The following is an 18,396-nucleotide window of genomic DNA, read 5'->3' as shown; positions in this document are numbered from 1 at the left end:
CCTCGTGGGCGCGCCCGCTGCTCCGGAACTCCGGCCCTCAGACCGCGGAGCGCACGGTCGGCAGCGGCATCAGGACCGGGCCGGACGCCGGGTCCTTGCGGCAGACGTCGCCGCACTCGGCGTCGAGCGAGCAGCACAGCGAGCAGATCGGCCCGGCTTGCACCGGGCAGTCGGCGATGTCCGGGAGTTCGTAGGCCGTCTCGCAGACCGCGCAGGTGTGCGTGGCCGTCACGTCCGCCACAGCCACCTCCGGTCCGTGCACCGGGTTGGGGCGGGCGAGGTAGTACCTGCCTTGGGTGGCCCAGGCGATCAACGGGCAGAGGACGAGCGCGAGTCCGGCCGCGATGAAGGTCGAGAAGGCTTCGGCGTACCGGCCGAACAGACCGAAGAAGGCCAGGATGGAGACGACCGAGGCGATCGCCATCGAGCCGAACCCGGCCGGGTTCACGGCGTACAGATATGCCCTCTTGAACTCGATGTACTTGGGGCTCCAGCCCACCCGTTTGTTGATGACGAGGTCCGCGGCGACGACCGTGATCCAGGCGATGCCCACGTTCGAGTAGAAGCCGAGCAGCTTGTTGAGGGCCGCGAACATGTTCATCTCCATCAGCGTCAGTGCGATGGCGAGGTTGAGGAAGATGTACCAGACCCGGCCCGGGTGGCGGTGGGTGAGCCGGGAGAAGAAGTTCGACCAGGACAGCGAACCGCTGTACGCGTTGGTCACGTTGATCTTCACCTGCGAGACGATCACGAACAGCGCGGCGGCCGGCAGCGCGAACGAACCGAGCCAGGGGCGCAGGGCTTCGATTTGCGGGGCGATCGGCTCCAGGGCATGCGTCTTGCCGACCGCCTCCAGGGCCACGAAGGCGAGGAAGGCGCCGCCGAGCTGCTTGGCCGCACCGATGATCACCCAGCCGGGTCCGGCGGCAAGCACGGCGAGGTTCCACCGGCGCCTGTTCGCCTCGGTCTTGGCGGGCATGAACCGCAGGTAGTCGGCCTGCTCGCCGATCTGCGCGATGAGCGAGAGCGCCACGCCCGTGCCGAGCCCGAAGCCGATCCAGGAGAAGCCGGAGCCCGCCCCCTCGGTGCCGCCGAAGGAGCCGAACGCGCCCCAGGCGTCCGGGGCCTCGAAGGTCAGGACCAGGAACGGCAGGACCATGCCGATGATCCAGAGCGGCTGGGTCCAGGCCTGCACCTTGGCCAGCGCCCCCATTCCGCGGAACACGATCGGGATCACGATGAGGGTCGTCACCAAGTACCCGACCTGGACCGGGAGCCCAATCGCCTGGTGCATGGCCTGGGCCATGATCGAGCCTTCGAGGGCGAAGAAGATGAAGGTGAACGAGGCATAGATGAGGCTGGTGAGGGTGGATCCGAAGTAGCCGAAGCCGGCCCCGCGCGTGATCAGGTCCATGTCCAGGCCGTATTTGGCGCAGGCCCGCGCGATCGGGATACCGGTGACGAAGATGATCGTCGCGGCGGTAAGGATCGAGGCGAGCCCACTGGTGAAGCCGTAGGTGAAGACGATGGACGCGCCGATGGCGAAGTCAGCGAGGTAGGCGATGCCGCCGAGCGCGGTGGACGCCACCATCGTGGGCGACCAGCGCCGGAAGGAGTGCGGGGCATAGCGCAGCGAGTAGTCCTCGCGGCTCTCGTCGGCGGCCATCCTGGCGTAGCTGCGCCGGGGCCCGCCCTCCGGCGGCGGCTGCGCGCCCGTCCTGGCGGATGGTGCGGCGGCGGTGTCCGTCATCGCGGCTCCCCGTTCGTCGGTCCGGTGTGCGGTACGGACCGGAAGGTAGGAGCCGGACATGACGGCACGCCGCCACCCAGGATTGCCTGCGCGTTAAGGGAGCCCGCCGCGAGTTAACTCCGGGTCACACGGAACGGACGGGGACCCTGGGCCGCGCGGTCGCGCCCGGCCGGCCCCAGGACCGCATCACCGTCAGCGACACCGACCAGGGACAGTCCGGGGCCACGGCCGCCAACCGCGAGGGTTCCGGCGGCCGGTCACCGAGGTCGGGTTCAGCGGTCCGGCAGACCAGATACGAGCGCAGCTCGTGAGCCTCGGGCGAGTTGAGTCCCGTGAAGAGGTCCAGGGCCCGCTGCAGGACACTGAGCGCACCTAGTACCATTCAACACCGGCACCCTGGCCGCACATCACGACCTCCTGGGCAGTGCGGTGCTGACGGTGAACCAGACCTATTCGGCGGACTGGGACTGCAACTCCACCTACGGCGTACGGCTGACGTACTCCAGCGACACCATCGGCCCGGTCACCACCTGGGCAAATCCTCCCTCGGACGCCGGCACCGGGCTCACCGACCAGGTCGGCGGCACGGGCTCCACCGGCTGCATGGGCACCGTCCCGTTCTCCTGCGACATGACCGGCGTGGTGCAGAACGGGGCCAGCCCCGAGCAGATCCGCGCCGTCCAGGCCACATGGACCGCCGCCGCCCGACGACTCAAAGCCGATCTCAACGCCGCGTAGAAACTACGCCGCCGGCGCTTCGATGCCTCCACCACCCAAGGCCCTCCCCGCCCTCTCGCCTCCCCAACGGTCGCCCAAGCCGAAGAAGAACTGGGCGCGGCGGCACAGACGGACCGCCGTGCGCTGGCCCGTCCCGATCTCGTTCCGCAGGCCCCGCCCCCGACACCTGGGCCCGCCCCAGGCCCCCCAGAGTCAATGAGCCAACACACCCAGCCAGCCTCCTCAGAGGTCAGAGGGGCCGTAGCTCATCCTTGAGAGCGGTGCCGCTGCGGGCGTAGCGTCCGGGGCTGATGCCCAGTGTCCGCTTGAAATGCCGGTTGAAGTGCGACTGGTCGTAGAAGCCAGCCGTGACAGCCACGACGCGGGGCGCCATCCCTCCCAGCAGCAGCCTGCGAGCGTGATCCACCCGGCGGCCGGTCAGGTACTGGTGGGGTCCCATGCCGAACTCGCGGCTGAAGACGCGGACCAGATGGGCCGGATGGACGTGCAGCGTCTCTGAGGCTTCCTGGAGGCTGATGCCCTCCACGAACTTCTCGTCGAGCAGTTCGCGCAGCCGGTAGGCGATGCCGGCATCCGACACGGGAAGGCGGGCTTCCACCCGCTTGTGCAGGTGGTCCCGCAGTCGCTCGGACACGATCGCCAGCCTGCTCTCCGCCTCCAGTTCGTCCCCGCGATGCTCCAGAGCCAGATGCAGTTGGTGGATGCGGCGGCGCAGTAGCGGGTCGTGCAGGACCGGGCTGTCCACCGCCAGCCCGACGAGGCTGTCTTCCAGCTGTGAGGAACTGAGGTAGACAACCCTCTTTCGGAAACCGTCCGACGTGACCGGGCGTCCATTATGTGGGACGTGTGGGGGTAGCAATGTGACCATCTGATCGAGGGCGCCGTGCTCCTGGCGATCCAGGTCGTATCTGACCATTCCGTCGTCGACGATCAGCAGCGTCCATGTCTCATGAGTGTGCATGGGGTAGACGTGGTCGGTGATTCGAGCATGAAAAACTTCATCGATTCCCGCCAGGGGCGGCCGCCAGGCCCGGATCCGCGCATGATCAACCATGCAAAGATCGTACAAGACTCCGCCCCAGCCATGGGGGTTGAATCAGCTCCATGGAAACCGCCAACGAACCCGTTCGTTTTGAGACAAAGATCGCCGTGGTCTTGCGCGATGATCTTCAGACGTGGCAGCGCCTGAACATGACCGCATTTCTGGTCAGCGGAATTGGCCGAAAGTCGCCTGAAGTAATCGGCGAGCCCTACTCGGACGCCGACGACACCGAGTACCTGGCCATGTTCCGCCAGCCGGTGCTGGTCTTCGAGGCGAGCAAGGAGGCCCTGACGACCTGTCACCAGCGGGCCGTCACCCGCGATCTTCCCTTGTCCGTCTTCACCACGGACCTCTTCACCACCAATAACGACCGGGACAACCGGGCCGCCGTGCGCGCCGTGCACCGGGACCAGCTCGACCTCGTCGGCATGGCTGTGTACGGGCCGCGAAATGCGGTAGACAAGATCCTCAAGGGTGCCCGCATGCACCCGTGACGTCGCCATAGGGGCGTGTCGTGCAGAACGAAACACAATCGTCGAACGAAGCGGCGAACGCTTATCTCTACCTGCTCGCGACCATGGCATTCTTCGGAAGTGCTTTCGCCAGTTCCAAGGCGGTCGTCGGGCAAATGCCGCATCAGGTCGCGGCAGTTCTCCGATTCGGTGGCGGAGCGCTGATCCTGATACTTCTGCTCCTGCTCGTGGGGCGGAAGTCAAAGGGTGCAGAATTCACCAGAGGGCAGATTGTTCGGGCAGCGTCAGTCGGCTTGCTCGGCGTATTCGCCTACAATCTGTTCTTTTTCTGGGGCCTTTCTCTTGCCCCATCGATCGACGGGAGTATTATTGTTCCGGTATTGAGTCCGGTCATCACCACGGGTCTTCTCCTCGCACTCGGCAGGGAAAAGGCATCGGCTGCCAGGATCGGCGGTCTCGCACTCGGTGTCGTGGGTGCGACGGTGTTTTTCGTCGGCGCGGGGGGCGCCGGCTTCGATGGGGGCGGATCACGCCTGAGTGGTGATCTCGTCTATCTTCTCGGCGCGCTCTCGTGGGCCCTTTACACCATCGCCTCGAAGAAGGTGCTGGTCGGGATGGACCCGCTTCGCGCCACCACGTTCGGCACGCTCGCCGGGGCGCTGGCCCTCCTGATTTTCGCCATCCCCGCGCTGCCCGACGTGGACTGGACAGCACTGTCCGGAACCACCTGGGCGAACATCGTGTATCTCGCCATCGGTCCTACCGCCGTGGCGTACCTCTTCTACTACCGGGGGCTGCGAGTCGTCAGTCCCTCGACCGCCACTGTGATCATGTTCACGGTGCCCGTCTTCGGTGTGACCTGTGCCGTCATCTTCCTGGATGAGTCCTTCACCGGCCTCCAGGCCGCAGGCGCGGTCGTCATGCTTGTCGGCGCGCTGCTGGCCGTGACCCAAGGCCGGCTCCGGCAGAAGCCGCCCCTCACCCGATCCGGACGGGGCGCCGACGACCCGGCGGAGCCCGCCCGCACCACTGATTCCACCAGCCGCTGACGTTCGAACAACGGACATTTTCAGGGCACTTCGGCGACCCATGCCCGAAGTTCCGCATTGCCATCGGGGGGATGGCGATGCATGTTCTCGACCCGCTCAGGGCCCTACCCCGGCCCGAGCGGGCGCACGGCCTCCCCCCGCCGGTACGCAGTGCCGCGTGCGCCGGCAGTCACGCAGATCCGTTCAGAATGCGAGATCGGGGTCTCAACTCAAATGCATGAAGTCGAGTTTCGAGTGCTGGGACCGCTGGAGCTCAAGGTGAGCGGCCGCCCGGTGCCTCTTCGGGGAATGAAACATCAGGTGGTGCTCGGTTCTCTCCTGACCTCCGAGAACCGATATACGTCCATCAGCCGACTGGTCGACGCGGTGTGGGGAACCAATCCTCCCAGCACCGCTGGCAAGCAGATCCGCAACGCGGTGTCCGACTTACGCAGTGTCCTTGCTTCGAGTGGTGCGGTCATTACTCCGGTCGCCGACGGATACCGTCTCGGCATCGGCACCGCACAGCTGGATCTCCTCACGTTTCACGAGCACTTGGCCCGTGCCCGCACCCATCTGAGCGGGCAGCGGCGAACGGACGCCATTGCCGAGTTCCGTGCCGCGCTGTCGTTGTGGACGGGGCCCATGCTCTCCGGAATCGAAAGCGGCGTACTCCAGGCGCAGATGGCGGGTGTGAACGAAACACGACTCGCCGCCATCGAGGAATGCATCGACCTCGAGCTCGCGTGCGGCCGCCACAACAGCCTGATCAGCGAACTCGCCGGCTGGGTCGCCGAGTATCCGCTGCGTGAACGCATGGTCGCCCAGTACGTGCTCGCCCTCCACCGCTCCGGCGACCGAGCCCGCGCCTTCGGTATCTACGAGCGGACCCGGCGGCAGCTGGCCGAGCAGCTCGGCCTGAGCCCCGGCCCCGAACTGCTGGAGGTCCACCAGCTGATGCTGCGGGAGGATGCGGCCGCGCCCGCACTCCCACGGCCCACCCCGACCCTCAGTTCCCCACGGCCGGACCCGGCTGCCGCACCGGTTACCGTCCCTGCCCCAGCACCCGCACTGGACAGCCTCCCCCCGCGCATAGGGCACTTTGTGGGACGGACCGCCGAGATACGGACACTGCTCGGTGAGGCAGAGCGCCCCGCTCCGCAGCGCGTGCTCGCCATCGACGGAATGCCCGGCGCGGGCAAGACCGCCTTCGCCGTGCATATGGCGCACTGGATGGCCAATCAGTACCCCGACGGCCAGCACTTCCTCGATCTGCGCGGCCACAGCCCCGCGCGCGAGCCGCTCGACCACCGCACCGCGCTGCACCGGCTGCTCCGGCTCTCCGGCGTGACGGAGACCCACTTACCTCACCGCGCCGAACAACTGGCCGCGCTGTGGCGCGCCCACTCGACCGACCTGCGCCTGCTGCTCGTTCTGGACAACGCCGCCAGTGCGGAGCAGATCCGTCCATTACTTCCTGCCGGGGACGCCTGCCTGACCCTGGTCACCAGCCGGCGCCGGCTCACCATGACCACCTGGTCGGCAACCCGTGTGCTGTCCCTCGGCCCCCTGCCGCGACCGGACGGCTACGAGTTGTTCTGCCGGGTGCTGGGCAATCAGCACCCCAGGCCCGAACCGGCCGCGGTCGACGGCATTCTGGCGCTCTGCGGTGGTCTGCCGCTGGCCATCTCCGCAGCCGCCGCCCGACTGCGCCGACGGCCCTCCTGGTCGCTGACCCACCTGGCCGAACGTCTCGCCGATCCACGGATGAGGCTGGCCAACCTCCAAACCGAACAGGGCAGTCTCTCTGCCTGCTTCGACGCCTCATACCGTCACCTGAACGCCGGTCAGCAGCGGCTGCTTCGAATCCTCGGCGCGGCCGATGGCCACAACAGCGACGTCATGACCGCCTCCGCCCTCGCCGACCTGCCGCCGTACGTCGCCGAGCACATGCTTGAGGACCTGGTCGACGAGCACCTGCTGCTCCAGCCCGAACCCGGCCGCTACCGCATGCACCCGCTGGTGAAGACGTACTGCGCCCAGTTGCGTGAGCCCGGCCGTGCGCCTGGCACCGGGCCCGTGAGGAAGGCCGCCCCCGGCACCCTCGCCACCGCTGGTGAGGACGTACTGCGCCCGGTTGCGTGAGCCCGGCCGTGCGCCTGGCACCGGGCCCGTGAGGAAGGCCACGCCCGGCACCCTCGCCACCCCTGCCGTGTCCGGCCTTCCCGGCAGCTCCGCCGTCGATCTGACCGCGCCAGCGCCTGAGTTTCCCGCCCGCCGCCTGACCTGAGCAGACCACCCGCGCCTCGGTCAGTCCGCCCCCATGTGTCCACGTTCTTTCGGAGGCTCCACATGACCGGAAACGTCATGGCCAATTTCTTTCTCGCGCTGTCCCTCGCGCTCGGTGCCGCCCGCGTCTTCGGCGCGCTGGCCCGCCGCGTCGGCCAGCCCGCCGTCGTCGGTGAAATCTGCGCCGGCCTGCTCGCCAGCCCCATGGTCATCACCACGGCCGGCGCCGAAGCTGTGCTGCCCACCGAGGTGAAACCGCTGCTCGGTGCCCTCGCCAACGTCGGGCTGGCCACCTTCATGTTCATCATCGGCTACGAGATCGACGGTGGCTTCCTGCGCGACCGCCGCGGCGCCACCCTGGGCGTCGCCGCCGGATCCGTCGTCGTCCCATTGGCCGCGGGCATCGCCCTGGCCATTCCGCTCGCCTCCACCCATGCCCCCGGCAACCGCAGCGGGTTCATCCTCTTCGTCGGCGTGGCCATGTCCGTGACGGCCTTCCCAGTGCTGGCCCGCATCCTCGCCGACCGCGGCCTCAACCAGCATCCGGTCGGCAGCCTCACGCTGGCCGCCGCGGCGGTCGGAGACCTGGTGGCCTGGGTGTGCCTGGCCGGTGTCGTCGCGTACGTCGGTGCCTCCGGGCAGTGGCGAGTGGCGCTGCTGCCGGTCTACCTGGTGCTCATGATGGCCGTCGTACGACCGCTCCTCAGCACGTTCGTGCGCCGCGCCCAGGACCGTGACCAGCCAGTCGAACGGCTGATACCGCTGCTGGTCATCGGTCTGATGCTCTCCTGCGCTACCACCGAGTGGCTCGGGATCCACTTCATCTTCGGGGCGTTCGCCTTTGGGGCGGTCATGCCGCGCAACGCGCTCGGCGCCCTCCGTACCCAGATAATGCGGCATATGGAGCACATCGGGCACATCTTGTTGCCCCTGTACTTCGTGGTGGCCGGCACCAAGGTCGACCTGTCCGCCTTCACCGCGACCGCGGTGCTCACCCTGATCGCCGTGATCGGCGTGGCCGTCCTCTCCAAGGTGGGCGGGGCCTACGCGGGAGCCCGGCTGTCCGGGCTTCCGCACGCGGCGGCCATGCCCACCGCCGTCCTGATGAACACCCGCGGCCTCACCGAGATCGTCATCGTGGCCGTCGCCTACGAGATGCGCCTGATCGACCAGAGCTTCTATTCGATGATGGTGCTGATGGCCGTCGTCACCACCGCCATGACCGGCCCGCTGCTGAGACTTTTCGGCGCGCTCCCTCACGAAACGCCGATTTCACGGGTCGGCGATGGGCGCCCGGCAAATATTTCCGGTCCTGTTGCAGAATCTGCCCCGAAGGCGAGCTGAGGCCACCTTGAGGACCGGCCGGGGATGCATCGAGGACGCATCTCCATAGGTTCCTCATATCACCGGTCGAGACATTCAGAACTCACCACAGGCTGCGCCTCACTGCAGCATCCAAGGGAGACAAAGAATGACCGAGGCACCGTCGTTACCCCTCACCGTTTCGGGACTCAGGCTTCCTCAGGGCCCACGTCACTCCGACCAGCCGTGGTGGAATACCCAGCGCGGCTCTGCCATGCCGTTCCAGCGCTACGCCCGTTCCGGGCCGCGACTTGCCACTGAGCTCACCGACCGGACCTGGCCGTCAAAGTCGCTGTTCAAGGCTCCGCTGTGGGCATCCGTCGACCTTCGCGACGGCAACCAGGCCCTCAGCAGCCCCATGGACATCGAGCGCAAGGGCCGGATGTTCGACCTACTGGTGCGCATGGGCTTCAAGGACATCGAAGTCGGATATCCGTCCGCCAGTGATGCAGATTTCTCTTTCCTCCGTACGCTGATCGAGCAGGACCGCATTCCGGACGATGTGACCATTTCTGTCTTCACGCCGGCCCGCCCGGAGTTGATAGAGCGGACCTTCCAGGCCATTGAGAACGCCGACCGCGCCATGGTGCACCTGTGCAATGCGACCGCCTGCCTGTGGCGCGATGTCGTATTCGGAATGACGGCCGACGAGGTGCAGCGGATGGCGCTGCGGTCCGCCGAGCAGATTGCCCGGCTCGCGGACGCTACCAAGGGCACCCAGCTACGTTTTGAATATTCCCCTGAGACTTTCAACGTCACCGAGCCGGAATACGTACTCCAGGTTTCGAACGGCATAACCTCCCTCTGGGACGCGAGCCCGGACCGGCCGGTCACCCTCAACCTGCCGACCACGGTGGAAACCGACTCTCCGAACGTCTTCGCCGACCAGGTCGAGTGGATGCACCGCAACCTCGACAACCGCGAGTCCGTGATTCTCTCCGTGCACCCGCACAACGACCGCGGTACCGCGGTCGCCTCTGCCGAGCTGGCGGTCATGGCCGGTGCCGACCGTATCGAGGGCACCCTCTTCGGCAACGGCGAGCGCACCGGCAACGTCTGCCTGGCGACTCTCGCCCTCAACCTGTTCAGCCAGGGCGTGGACCCGCAGCTGGACTTCTCCGACATCGACGAGATCCGCTCCACGGTCGAGCTCGCCAACCAGCTGCCGGTGGGTCCGCGCCACCCGTACGGCGGCGATCTCGTCTACACCGCCTTCTCCGGCACCCACCAGGACGCCATCGCCAAGGGGCTCGCCGCCATCGAGCGGCAGGCCGACAAGGCCGGCACCACTACCACCGAGGTGCCCTGGGACGTGCCGTACCTGCCCATCGACCCCAAGGATGTCGGCCGTACCTACGAGTCGGTGGTGCGCGTCAACAGCCAGTCCGGCAAGGGCGGGATCGCACACATCCTCAAAAGCGCGTACGGCCTCGACCTGCCCCGCGGCATGCGGGTGGAGCTGGGCAAGCGGGTGCAGCAGATCGCCGACGGCGACGGCACCGAGCTCACCTCCCGTGAACTGCGCGCCATCTTCGCCCAGATGTACCTGGACTGCGAGCGGCCTGTGCTGCAACTCAAGGAGTTCCAGGCGACCACCGGGGAGAACGCCACCGTGGTGGACGCGTTGGTCATCGACCGGGACGGCGGGGAGATTCGACTGAGCGGCACGGGTGCGCACGCGGCCGCCGCGTATGCCGACGCCCTGTCCGGCCACGGCATAGCCGCCGAACTCACGGAGCTGACCGCACACCCCGTCAGCGACAGCCTGGGCACCGGGTACGCCGCCTACGCGCTGCTGACCATGGGCGGCAAAGCGTGGTACGGCGCCGCCCTGGCCGCCGACGAGGAGAGGGCCCGCCTGGACGCCATCACCTCTGCAGTGAACCGCGCCGCCGCCTGACGCACAGCGCCGACGCCCGCACCCCCGGGAGCCGAAGAGGGAGCCGTGAGATGGACTTCACCTTGAGCGAGACCAAGAGGGACCCCGGCCGTGACTGCTTCGTCTACACGGCGCACAGCGACCTCGACTGGATCGGCATCGACGGCCTGCGCCGCCGGAAGGACCACGACCTGACCGGGCGCCCGCTCGCCGACCCGGCGGGAGCCGACCCGTTCGAGCCCCACACCACTCACATGCTGGTGATGGTAGAGGGCGAGCTGGTGGCCGGTACGGAGCTGGTCGCGTACTCCCCGCTGGGACTGCCGCTCGCGGAGTGGTCCCGACTCGGCGGAGTGCTGCGCCACAGTCGCCGCCTGGTACAGATCCGCCGGACCGTGGTCCGCCCCGGGTACGCGGACCGGCCGCTGCCGGAGCTGCCATACGGCGCGATCGGCGGGCTCCTCAAAGGGTGCCTGCAGTGGGCCGTCTCGCACGACGTGAGTGATGTCGTCACGGAGGTGTCCGATGCCCTCGCGGCGGAGCGGCTCGGTCAGCTCGGCGGCACCCTCGTCGAAGGCTCCCGGCCGGACGCGGCGGTGGCTACGTATCGGCTCGGCGTCAGCGAGTTGGTCGCCCGCGGATTCCGCTCCGGCAACCCCTTCTACGGCTATCTGCTCGCCTATGACGAGAGCGTCCTGATCGGCGAGCACGCCCCGGCCCTGGCGTAGGCCGCCCACCCAGTGCCCCCACTCCGAGAGGATTCCCTCCGCATGTCCCTCCAAGGCAGGCACCTGCCACTACCGGACGACCTGCTCGTACACCGGGTCTTCGAGTCCCACGCCCGGCGCCGCCCCGGCAGCACTGCCGTGACCTGCGGCGACCGGCAGCTGACGTACGCCGAACTGAACGAGCGCGCCAACCGATTCGCTCACCATCTCATCGGCCTCGGGGTGGGCCGTGGCTCGGTTGTCGGCATCTGCCTCGACCGGACGCCCGACCTGATGACCGCAATACTCGGCACCCTCAAGGCCGGTGCCGCCTACGTCCCGCTGGACCCGACCTACCCGGCCGAGCGGCTGCGCCTGATGGTCTCCCAGCTCGACGGTCTCAAGCTCAACGTGGTTTCCGCCGAAACCAGTGAGCTGATCGTCGACGCCCCCGCCGAACTCGTCTTCATCGATGCCCTGGATCGGGAGCTGGCCAAGCAGCCCGCCACCGACCCCGTCGTCGACCTCGCCAACGACGACCTGTGCTACGTAGTGTTCACCTCGGGCTCCACCGGCACCCCCAAGGCCATCGCCGTCCGCCACGACGGCTGGTACAACCTGCTCGAATGGCTGCGAGTCGCCTACCGCCTGGGTGCCGACTCCAGCGGCTTGACCGTCAGCTCCTTCGGGTTCGACATCAGTCAGCGCGGACTGATGTCCCCGCTGTTCTGCGGCGCCACGATCCACCTGCTGCCCAGCCGGGTCTTCGACACCGGGATGGCCTACCGGCTCATCTCCACCCACAAGGTCCGGCAGCTGCACTGCGCGCCCAGCACCCTCTATGTATTGATCGACTACGAGCGGGCGCTCGGCACCGACACCCTCACCAAGCTCGGCCACGTCTTCATCGGCGGCGAACCCCTCACCGTCGCTCGCGTCGAGGAGTGGGCCACCCAGCCCGGCAACTCCTGCGTCCTGCTGCACCAATACGGCGTGGCCGAGTGCACGGACGTGGCTACCTCGCACGTCCTGGCCGACTACGGGCGCTACCACGGTGTTGCCACCCCGGTCGGTGAGCCCGTGTACAACACCGAGATCCGGCTGCTGGACGACGAGTTGAAGGAAGTCCCCGACGGGGCGAGCGGCGAGATCTGCATCTCCGGCCGGAGCGTCAGCGCGGGCTATCTCAACGCCTCGCCTGCCGACCACGAGCGCTTCACCGAACTGGCCACCCCGCAAGGCCCGGTGCGCATCTACCGCACCGGCGACCGCGGCCACATCACTCCCGACGGGGAGCTCGTGGTCATCGGCCGGATGGACGACCAGGTAAAGATCCGCGGCATGCGGATGGACCTCGGCGACGTCGAGCACGGGATCCGCAGCCATGAACTCGTGGATGACGTCGTGGTGCTGGCCCTGCCCGATGCGTCCGGGGAAGCGAGCCTGGTGGGCTTCGTCCTGCCGGCTGCCGACGCGCACCCCGATGCCCGGACCCTGTACCAGGACCTCCTGAAGATCCTGCCCCGAAACATGGTGCCGCAGGAGTTCACGTTCCTGGACGCCTTCCCCCTGAGCCCGAACGGCAAGACCGACCGGCGGGCTCTGACGGCCCTCGCCCGCACCTGACCGGCCGATCCGCCGCTCGCTCCGATTTCCCTACGAACAAAGGAAACGCATCCACATGACGATCGACCAGCAGCGCCCGACGCCCGCCGCCCAGATCGCGAACAATGCGGTCATCCCGGAGGACATCCGGGCCGACATCGAGCAGTTCGGCATCGACGGCTTCACCGGCCCCATCAAGCTGTACGAGCCCGAGGAGGCCGCAGCGCTGATCCGCGAGATCCGGATCAACAACCAGGACTCCTCGAAGGCCCTGTACAAGAACAGCGTCAACTACGACCGGCACTTCGACATTCCTGAGCTCAGCCGGCACGTCGCGCACCCGACGATCATCAAGTACCTGACCGCGATCCTCGGTCCGGACGTCCTGAACTGGCGTACCGAATGGTTCCCGAAGTTCCCGGGCGCCAAGGCCACTGAGTGGCACCAGGTCCGCGACTACAGCTACGCCAACGGCAAGCCGCAGCTGCTGCCCACCGAGTCGGAGTGGAACGCGTACATCGACATCACCGTCTGGACGACGTTCACCCCCGCCACCAAGGACCGCGCCTGCATGAAGTTCGTCCGTGGCTCGCAGCGCGACTGGATCTTCGACGAGCACAAGGCCACCGATGCCGGCCGCAGCACCGACTACGACGTCGCCAACGCCAACACCGGCTTCTTCGGCTACGACTTCGCCGACTTCAAGATTGACCCGAACTGGGAGCCGCGCCCCGAGGACGTCGTCGAGCTGGAGATGAAGCCGGGCGAGGCAGTCATCTTCACCGCTTCCTGCGTCCACGGCTCCACCCCGAACCTCACCGAACGCGAGACCCGGTTCGCCATTGCTTCGCGCTACGTGCCCACGCACGTCCGCGTCTACCCGGGCCAGGACTCCTTCAGCGCCCACGGTGCGACGTTCGATCTGTCGGACTACGGCAGCGTCCTGGTGGCCGGTGAGAACCGCTACGACCACAACCGCATCCGCACCGAGAACAACCACGGCGTGCCCTTCGGCTGGAACGCCGGCTGATCGCCGCGACGGCACACCCCGCCCCGACGACTCATCCGTGAGAGGAACCACAACATGATCATTGAGAAGATCCACGCCATCTGGAGCCGCGAGCTCAACCTTGAGGAGTTCTCCGACACCGACGACTTCTTCGACCTCGGCGGCCACTCGCTGATCATGACGAAGATCCAGCTCGCCATCGTCACCGAACTCGGCATCGAGGTCCCGATGGACCAGCTGTTCCGCAAGTCCACAGTCGAGGAGATCTCGGAGCACATCGAGACGGCCCTCTCGGCCGTCTGACCGCGCCGCCGGACAGTCCCGGCGCGACGCTCCTGCGCACAACCCACGGCATGCCGGGGCCGGGCCATGTCCCGGCCCCGGCAATCTGCCGTTCCATCACCACTCACTCCCAGGGAGAGCCCTCAGTGCAGCTATCGAGTCGGGGCCAGCAGATGACCCGTCTGTCGGGTATCCGCAGCATCATGGATGACATCGCCGCGGCCGGCCCGGACGCCGTTGGCGGCGACTGGCTGAACCTCAGCCCCGGCAACCCCTCGCACATCCCGGAGGTCGTCTCGGCCTGGCAGCAGTTCACCCAGGAGGCGCTGGACGAACGGTTCGTGGAGTCCAGCACCCGGTACGGTCCCTCCCGCGGCACCAGCGGCCTCGTCGAGGCCCTGGTCGACTACTTCAACCTCACCTACGGCTGGTCGATCGGCCCGGAGAACGTGGTGGTCGGGCCCGGCAGCCAGATGCTGTCGTTCATCGTGACCAGCCTCTTCACCGGCCCCGGCGCCGACGGCCGGATCCGCCCCCTCGTCCTGCCGCGGTTGCCCGACTACACCGGTTACCAGGGCCTCGCCCTGGACTCCGGAGGCATCGTCGGCATCGAACCGCTCGTCATCGATGAGGGCCCGCACTCCTTCCACTACGCGGTGGACACCGAGGCCGTGGCCCGACAGCACGACATGGGCATGATGCTGCTGTCCAGTCCCGCGAACCCGACGGGCAGCAGTGTCGGCAGCGCCGAACTCAAGGCCCTGATCGCGACCGCCGAAGAGCAGGACGTACCCCTGGTCGTCGACCACGCCTACGGCGAGCCCTTCCCCGGCGTGGTGCAGACCCGGGTGGCCCCAGTCCTGCACTCCCATGTGATCAACCTGTTCACGTTCTCCAAGGCGGGACTGCCCGGCGAGCGGATCGCCTTCGCGATCGGCCCCGCCGAGCTGATCGACCCCATGGTGTCCTTCATCGCCAACTCGGCCCTGCACGCCCCACAGCTGGTCCAGGCCGCCGTCGAGCGCGCACTGGTCACCCGCCACATCGACGTACTGACGACCCAGCACATCACCCCGTACTACAAGGCCAAGCGAGCCATGGCCGAAAGGCTGCTCGCCGAAGCCCTGCCGGAGTCCCTGAAGTGGCGGCTGCACTCCAGCGACGGCGGCATGTTCTGTTGGCTGAACATCGACCACGACTGGTTCGACGACCTTGAGCTGTACGAACTTCTCAAGCGGAAAAGGATGTTCATCGTGCCTGGACGGCACTTCTTCGTGGCGCCCTTGGAGACGCCGTTCCTGCGCACCCACGGCCGGCGCTGCATCCGGCTGAGCCTCAGCCTGAACGAGTGGGCCGTCGCCGAGGGCATCGACCGCCTGGGTGAGGCGCTCGCTGAACTGTGCGCCGAGCGGGGCGGCGAATGAGCGCCGGGAATCGCTGGCTGCGCCGCCACGGGGTGGAGGGGCCCGTAGGCGCGAGGCTGGTCTGCTTCCCGCATGCCGGCGGCACCGCCGCATCGTTCGCGGGCTGGGCCGGCCAGCTGCCGACGGGTACGGAACTGGTTGCCGTGCAGTACCCCGGACGGCAGGATCGCATTGCGGAGGAGCCAATCGGTGAGATGGCCGAGATGGCGGACCGACTGGCCGAGGCCCTGCGACCCCTGCTGGATCGCCCGATGGTCTTCTTCGGGCACAGCATGGGCACCGGCCTGGCATACGAGGTAGCCGGTCGACTGGAGCGCTCTGACGGCTTCTTGACGGACCATGTCTTCGTCTCCGCACGGCCCGCGCCGCACCGGATCGACGGCGAGCACCGGCACCGGCTGTCCGACGAGGACCTCGTCGCCGCGATGCGCCGGCTGGGCGGGCCCGACGCCGAGGTGTACGACCACCAGGTGCTGCTGCCGCTGATCCTTCCGCCGCTCCGCGCGGACCTGGCGCTGCTGGACCGGTACCGCCCGGAGCGGCTCACCCCGCTGCGTGCGCCGTTGACGGTGTTCGGCGGTGAGGACGACGACACCTGCCCGATCGCGGACCTCCCGGCGTGGGGGGAGGCCACCACGGAGCCCGTCCGGATCCGGCTCTTTCCCGGTGGCCACCACTACCTCAGGGAATGCGAGAACGACGTGGTGCGAGCGGTGTCGGTGGAAATCACGGCGGCAGCCACCGCCCGGAATCTGTGAGCCGGCCGCAGGGCGGAACCGAAAAGGCCGGAGGAATGACCGACAGAGCGGCCGGGATAGGGTGATGCGAAAAGGCTGGTGTCGGTATCCCGCGCTGCGGGGTACCGGCACCAGCCTTCATTGGTATTCCGGATCAGCTGACGTGGTGCCCCGTGGTGGCGTCCACGTACTCCGGGACTTCCTCGTGAGTGTCCCCGACCGTCAGCGTCCCGGTGGGCTCGACCATCAAGATGTGGGCCTTGGCTTCGGCCACCGGCTTGTGCTCCATGCCGCGAGGCACCACGTACGTGTCGCCCTGCTCCAGGGTGACGGAGCGCTCGGTGCCGGCTTCGCGCAGGTGGATCACAAGCCGGCCAGCCAGCACGATGAACAGCTCGTCCGTGTCCTGATGGGAATGCCAGATGTATTCGCCGTGGAATTTTGCGACGCGTACATCGTAGTCATTGAACTGGGCGACAATTCGCGGACTCCACAGATCATCGAAGGAATCGAGGGTCTTCTGGAGATTTACCGGTTCGGTCATCATTTCTCCATGGTGCCTGATTTTCGATGCGCGATCAAGTGGGCGAATGTTTTGAATCGGCCCGGGAAATGCCGAGTGGGGGTGCATTCAATGCAAGCGTCCGGCTCGCCGGGTTCGACCGAATTACCAGATTCCGGCTTGTCGATCCCCAGCCGACCGGGATGGCGTTGCCCTTACGAGCCATACACGTCTGCCCATGCACGTTCACCGATGACATTTCCCCGGACGGCACTTGCCTGCCACACCCTCCACCGCAACGCCGCAGTCCGGCTGGTGTGCGCGTCTGCGAAGGCCACCAAGTGCGGGCACGTGTCGCCCCGGCGAGATGGCAGGCCAGGGCGGCACGCGGGTTCGGACGGGGGTGCTGGGCCACTACCTCCCGGCGCGCACGGCGAGGGCGTCGCCGATCTCCGCCGTCGTGCGGAAGGTCCCGTTGCGTTCGGCGAGGTCGGCGGAGACCGCATCCTCGATCCGCGCGGCTTCGGCCTTCAAGCCCAGGTGCCGCAGCATCAGGGCCACGGACAGCACGGTCGCCGTCGGGTCGGCCCTGCCGGTGCCGGCGATGTCGGGCGCGGAACCGTGCACGGGCTCGAACATCGAGGGGAATTCCCCGGTGGGGTTGATGTTGCCGGAGGCCGCCAGACCGATCCCACCGCTCACGGCAGCAGCCAAGTCGGTGAGGATGTCACCGAAGAGGTTGTCCGTGACGATCACGTCGAACCGCTCGGGCTGTGTCACGAGGAAGATCGTCGCGGCGTCGACATGCAGGTAGTCGGTCGTGACCTGCGGATACTCGGCCGCCACCCGGTCGAAGACGTCCTTCCACAAATGTCCGGCGTACACCAGCACATTGTTCTTGTGGACCAGCGTCAGCTTCCTCCGCGGCCTCGCTGCGGCCCGCTCAAACGCATCTCGCACTACGCGCTCCACCCCGTAGGCGGTGTTCACACTGACTTCAGTCGCCACCTCCGCAGGCGTCCCGGTGCGCAGGGACCCTCCGTTGCCGGTATACGGACCCTCCGTGCCCTCCCGGACCACCACGAAGTCGATTTCGGGGCGACCGGCCAGCGGCGTCGGGGTGTTGGGGAACAGCTTCGACGGCCGCAGATTGACGAAGTGGTCGAACGCGAACCGCAGTTTGAGCAGTAGCCCACGTTCCAGCACGCCCGACGGCACCGAAGGATCACCGATGGCGCCCAGCAGGATCGCGTCGTGTCCCCTGAGCGACTCCAGCTCCTCGTCGGGGAGCGTTTCGCCGGTGCGGTGCCAGCGCGTCGCACCGAGATCGTATTCCCTGGTCTCCAGTTTCACGTCCTGCGGCAGCACCGCCTGCAGCACTTTCAGCCCCTGTGCGACGACCTCTTGGCCAATGCCGTCACCGGGGATCACCGCAAGGTCGACGACTCGTGGCCCGGGACGGAGCGTCCTCGGTTTGAAGGTGGGGCGGTGGGCTTCGTAGGTGGCGATGTCGGGCTCGTTCTGGAGCGTGATCGAGATGTCGTCCAGGCCGTTCAGGAGCCGCCAGCG

The 18,396-nt window shown here is 67.4% G+C and carries 16 protein-coding genes; 12 read left to right on the top strand and 4 right to left on the bottom strand.

All coding sequences use genetic code 11. The features are described 5' to 3' along the window. Positions 1-37: 37 nt before the first annotated feature. Positions 38-1,750 carry a purine-cytosine permease family protein gene (locus tag ACIQ8J_RS32625; protein ID WP_403277280.1) on the bottom strand — a complete coding sequence of 571 codons (1,713 nt, stop codon included), beginning with the start codon at positions 1,748-1,750 and terminating at the stop codon, positions 38-40. A gap of 438 nt (positions 1,751-2,188) precedes the next feature. On the opposite strand from ACIQ8J_RS32625, the gene ACIQ8J_RS32620 reads away from it, so the two are divergent. Beyond that, entirely contained in the window at positions 2,189-2,488 is a 300-nt protein-coding gene (locus ACIQ8J_RS32620) for a hypothetical protein (protein WP_403277281.1), read from the top strand. 229 nt (positions 2,489-2,717) lie between these two features. Here ACIQ8J_RS32620 and ACIQ8J_RS32615 read toward each other — a convergent pair whose 3' ends face one another. Further along, entirely contained in the window at positions 2,718-3,542 is an 825-nt protein-coding gene (locus ACIQ8J_RS32615; protein ID WP_403277282.1) for an AraC family transcriptional regulator, read from the bottom strand. 50 nt (positions 3,543-3,592) lie between these two features. Between ACIQ8J_RS32615 and ACIQ8J_RS32610 the strand changes: the two genes are divergently transcribed. The 11 genes from ACIQ8J_RS32610 (at position 3,593) to ACIQ8J_RS32560 (ending at position 16,346) form a co-directional block, all read left to right on the top strand. Continuing rightward, the gene (locus tag ACIQ8J_RS32610; RefSeq protein WP_403277283.1) at positions 3,593-4,024 is read left to right on the top strand and encodes a DUF2000 family protein; all 432 of its coding nucleotides are present in this window, start codon (positions 3,593-3,595) and stop codon (positions 4,022-4,024) included. A 20-nt stretch (positions 4,025-4,044) separates the two neighbouring features. Beyond that, positions 4,045-5,052, top strand: coding sequence for a DMT family transporter (locus tag ACIQ8J_RS32605; RefSeq protein WP_403277284.1), 1,008 nt, complete (start codon positions 4,045-4,047; stop codon positions 5,050-5,052). A gap of 303 nt (positions 5,053-5,355) precedes the next feature. Then, positions 5,356-7,176: a BTAD domain-containing putative transcriptional regulator gene (locus ACIQ8J_RS32600; protein ID WP_403277285.1), complete on the top strand. Its 1,821-nt coding sequence runs from the start codon at positions 5,356-5,358 to the stop codon at positions 7,174-7,176. A gap of 222 nt (positions 7,177-7,398) precedes the next feature. Continuing rightward, positions 7,399-8,664 carry a cation:proton antiporter gene (locus ACIQ8J_RS32595; protein ID WP_403277287.1) on the top strand — a complete coding sequence of 422 codons (1,266 nt, stop codon included), beginning with the start codon at positions 7,399-7,401 and terminating at the stop codon, positions 8,662-8,664. 232 nt (positions 8,665-8,896) lie between these two features. Continuing rightward, the gene (locus ACIQ8J_RS32590) at positions 8,897-10,582 is read left to right on the top strand and encodes a 2-isopropylmalate synthase (protein ID WP_403277288.1); all 1,686 of its coding nucleotides are present in this window, start codon (positions 8,897-8,899) and stop codon (positions 10,580-10,582) included. Positions 10,583-10,632: 50 nt separating this feature from the next. Beyond that, positions 10,633-11,289 carry a hypothetical protein gene (locus ACIQ8J_RS32585; protein WP_403277289.1) on the top strand — a complete coding sequence of 219 codons (657 nt, stop codon included), beginning with the start codon at positions 10,633-10,635 and terminating at the stop codon, positions 11,287-11,289. A 42-nt stretch (positions 11,290-11,331) separates the two neighbouring features. Further along, the gene (locus ACIQ8J_RS32580) at positions 11,332-12,894 is read left to right on the top strand and encodes an amino acid adenylation domain-containing protein (RefSeq protein ID WP_403277291.1); all 1,563 of its coding nucleotides are present in this window, start codon (positions 11,332-11,334) and stop codon (positions 12,892-12,894) included. 55 nt (positions 12,895-12,949) lie between these two features. Then, complete coding sequence (locus ACIQ8J_RS32575; RefSeq protein WP_403277293.1) at positions 12,950-13,903, top strand: chlorinating enzyme; 954 nt, start codon at positions 12,950-12,952, stop codon at positions 13,901-13,903. A 54-nt stretch (positions 13,904-13,957) separates the two neighbouring features. Beyond that, the gene (locus ACIQ8J_RS32570) at positions 13,958-14,185 is read left to right on the top strand and encodes a phosphopantetheine-binding protein (protein ID WP_403277294.1); all 228 of its coding nucleotides are present in this window, start codon (positions 13,958-13,960) and stop codon (positions 14,183-14,185) included. Between the two features lie 182 nt (positions 14,186-14,367). Continuing rightward, a complete protein-coding gene (locus ACIQ8J_RS32565) occupies positions 14,368-15,588 on the top strand; it encodes an aminotransferase class I/II-fold pyridoxal phosphate-dependent enzyme (protein WP_403277295.1) in 1,221 nt (406 codons plus the stop codon). Beyond that, positions 15,585-16,346 (top strand): thioesterase II family protein, encoded by a 762-nt coding sequence (locus tag ACIQ8J_RS32560; protein ID WP_403277296.1) that lies wholly within the window; start codon positions 15,585-15,587, stop codon positions 16,344-16,346. The genes ACIQ8J_RS32565 and ACIQ8J_RS32560 overlap by 4 nt, the downstream gene beginning before the upstream one ends. 133 nt (positions 16,347-16,479) lie before the next feature. On the opposite strand, the gene ACIQ8J_RS32555 is transcribed toward ACIQ8J_RS32560, so the two are convergent. Both ACIQ8J_RS32555 and ACIQ8J_RS32550 read right to left on the bottom strand, forming a co-directional pair. Next, a complete protein-coding gene (locus ACIQ8J_RS32555; protein WP_403277297.1) occupies positions 16,480-16,872 on the bottom strand; it encodes a cupin domain-containing protein in 393 nt (130 codons plus the stop codon). A gap of 369 nt (positions 16,873-17,241) precedes the next feature. Then, positions 17,242-18,336, bottom strand: coding sequence for a 3-isopropylmalate dehydrogenase (locus ACIQ8J_RS32550; protein WP_403277299.1), 1,095 nt, complete (start codon positions 18,334-18,336; stop codon positions 17,242-17,244). Between the last annotated feature and the right edge of the window lie 60 nt (positions 18,337-18,396).

Source organism: Streptomyces sp. NPDC094147, assembly GCF_044764265.1.
Classification (GTDB): Bacteria; Actinomycetota; Actinomycetes; order Streptomycetales; family Streptomycetaceae; genus Streptomyces.
The sequence above is the reverse complement of the archived record's forward strand: the minus strand, read 5'-3'. Positions and strand labels throughout refer to the sequence as shown.